We start from the raw sequence: 2,825 nt of genomic DNA, 5'->3' as shown, positions 1-2,825 counted from the left end.
CGGGAGAATCTGTACGCCATGCTGAACCTTTTGGGGAGCCATGACGTGGAGCGGCTCCGGACTCTGTTGGAAGCCCGGTATGAACCGAAAAAGGCCCGGGCGCTCAACGGACTCCTCCGGGCCTGGCAGATGACCCTTCCCGGGGCTCCGGCAGTGTATTACGGAGATGAAGCCGGGCTCACCGGGGGCAGGGACCCGGAGAACCGGAAGCCCTTCCCCTGGGGGAAGGAGGACAAACAGCTGGAAGGCTGCTGCCGGAGCCTGATCCAGCTCCGCCGGTCTCATACTGCCCTGTCTACCGGACGGTTCCAGACTTTCTGGGCCCGGGGAGACGGGTATGTATATGGAAGGTTCCTGGAAGGGGGCCGGGACGTGTTCGGCCAGCCGGGTGAAAACGGAGTCTTTGTAATCGCCCTGAACCGGGGAGACCAGCCTCTCCAGGCGGAAGTGGATACGGAAGGCCTGGCGTACGGAGAACTGGAACCGGTATGGAACCTGGGGGACTGGCTGGAAGCAACGCAGACGGAAAGAAAGCCGGTGCCGGTTACGGGAGGTTCCTTTGTACTGGATCTGCCGCCTCGGAGCGCTGTAGTGTACCGGTGCCGGGAAAAAGCCCCGGAGAAGGCCCCTGGCAGGCTCCTGGAACGGGGCGCCGGGGTGCTCCTCCATTCCACTTCCCTGCCCGGGGAAAACGGCCGGGAGATCCTGGCTTCTGCTCTTGGGTTCCTGGATTTCCTCCAGGCTGCCGGCCAGAAGATCTGGCAGATCCTGCCCCTCAATCCGCCAGGGCTGGGAGATTCTCCCTATTTGTCCCAGTCTGCTTTCGGAGGTCAGGAAGCTCTGTTTGCCGGGGCCTTCCCGCTGCCTCGGAAAGAGGACCCGGAATTTGCCGTATACTGCCGGAAGAATCGGTACTGGCTGGAGGATTATGCCCTGTTCCGGGCTCTCCAGGGCAGGTTTCCCGGGCAGCCTTGGCAGACCTGGCCGGAAGAACTGAAAAACCGGGAGCCGGAGGCCCTGGAGAAAGCCCGCCGGGAGCTGGCAGACCAGATGACCAGGGCCGCCGGAGGGCAGTTCGTGTTCTGGAAAGCCTGGCAGCAGATCCGCCGGGCCGCCCGGGACCGGGGCATCACCCTCCTGGGGGATATGCCTCTCTTTGTGGCACCAGACAGTGCTGATGTGTGGGCTCACCGGGAACTGTTCCAGCTGGACGGGGACGGATATCCCACGGAAGTGGCCGGAGTACCCCCGGATTATTTCAGCCGGACGGGCCAGGTGTGGGGGAACCCTTTGTACAACTGGCAGGCTATGGAAAAGGAAAACTGGCGCTGGTGGCAGGAACGGTTCCAGGTGCTGGCCACAGAGGCAGACTGGGTCCGGATCGACCATTTCCGGGGGTTTGCAGCGGTTTGGGGGGTGAAAGCCGGAGCGCAGGATGCCCGGGAAGGCCGGTGGATCCCGGGGCCGGGAGCGGCTCTTTTTGAAGCCGTGGAGCAGGCCGTGCCGGACCTGGGCTTTGTGGCGGAAGACCTGGGGATCATCACCCGGGATGTGACAGAGCTCCGGGAAAAACTGGGGTTGCCGGGAATGCGGATCCTCCAGTTCCACAGCCGGACCCGTGAGGACGGAATCAGGGATTTTGCCACGGAACCCGGGTGCCTGGCCTATACCGGAACCCATGACAACAACACCCTGGTGGGGTGGCTCCAGGAAGACCTGGAGGAGGATGACTTCCAGAAAATCTGGGCCATGGCAATGCCCCAGGAAGCCGGAGTGCCGGACCGGAAGCGGGCTGCAGAACTGGTGGAGCCCCTGATCCGGTATCTGTACAGCCGGAACGCCCGCTGGACCATCGTCCCTGCCCAGGACCTGCTGGCCCTTCCGGGAAAATACCGGATGAACACCCCGGGCACCCCTACCGGGAACTGGCAGTGGAAGCTGGAAAAAGGCCAGCTGACAGAGAAACTGGCAGAGCGGCTGAGGAAGATGGTAAAGGAATGGGCCCGCTGAGGCGGGCCCATTCTGTCAACAGACAGCTGGGTGATCAGCAGGGTGGAAGCCAGAGCGCCGTCCAGGTGGGAAATAACAGCGATGCAGGCGGTGGCCACCGTAACCATCACAATGTTGGAACCGGCTTTTTTCACCAGCCAGTTCACCATGGGATCGAACAGACCCATATCACCCATCATGGAGAAGTAAACGATGGAGAAGATGAACAGTACAGCCGTAGACCAGGTCTTGCTCACCCCGGCTTTTACAAAGCCAAAGATTTCCGCAGGGGAGAACCCGCAGATGAGAGCCGCAATCACAGGTACCATCACAAACAGAGGTACCGGGTTGGATTTACCGCGGATCAGAGCGGCCACGATAATCACAACCATCAGGAAACCAACAATGCCCAAGAACATAATGCATTTCCTCCTTTGAATGGATTTTTGCCTCCGGAGCGGGCAGGCATCCGGGAGCGGATGAAAGATGAATCCTTTTCCTTACGCCACCATGGTAACATATGAACTTTCTGAAAACTAATATAAATATAAATATGCGATATATAAGAAAATTCTTATAAAACAGGCCAGGAACAAGGTGCCATGCGGGGCTTGGGGAATGGATATAGTTTTCAGATTTTCACAGCAATAAAAACTTCTTGGGAAAACGCGGACCAGTAACAAAAAAACCACCCCCGAAGGGGTGGCTTTTTTTTATGAATCTTACAGATGGAACAGACCCAGCATCAGGCCGCAGGCCAGGGAAATCCAGGACAGGACCCACAGGCGCGGTGCGCAGAAGGTGAGCAGTTCTTTGATGGAGATGCCAGCCAGGCC

The 2,825-nt window shown here is 59.3% G+C and carries 1 protein-coding gene and 1 pseudogene; one reads left to right on the top strand and one right to left on the bottom strand.

Going from position 1 to position 2,825, the window contains the following annotated elements; all coding sequences use genetic code 11:
• Window positions 1-2,010: 4-alpha-glucanotransferase (gene malQ, locus QVO43_RS02120; protein WP_288174337.1), on the top strand; the 2,010-nt coding region annotated here is incomplete at its 5' end.
• Between the two features lie 29 nt (window positions 2,011-2,039).
• On the opposite strand, the pseudogene QVO43_RS10105 reads toward malQ, so the two are convergent.
• Window positions 2,040-2,408, bottom strand: a pseudogene (locus QVO43_RS10105) (SLC13 family permease); the annotation flags it as partial.
• Window positions 2,409-2,825 lie beyond the last annotated feature (417 nt).

Source organism: Acidaminococcus sp. CAG:542, from assembly GCF_000437815.1.
Taxonomy (GTDB): Bacteria; Bacillota; Negativicutes; order Acidaminococcales; family Acidaminococcaceae; genus Acidaminococcus.
This window is presented reverse-complemented; position numbering and strand designations above follow the sequence as displayed.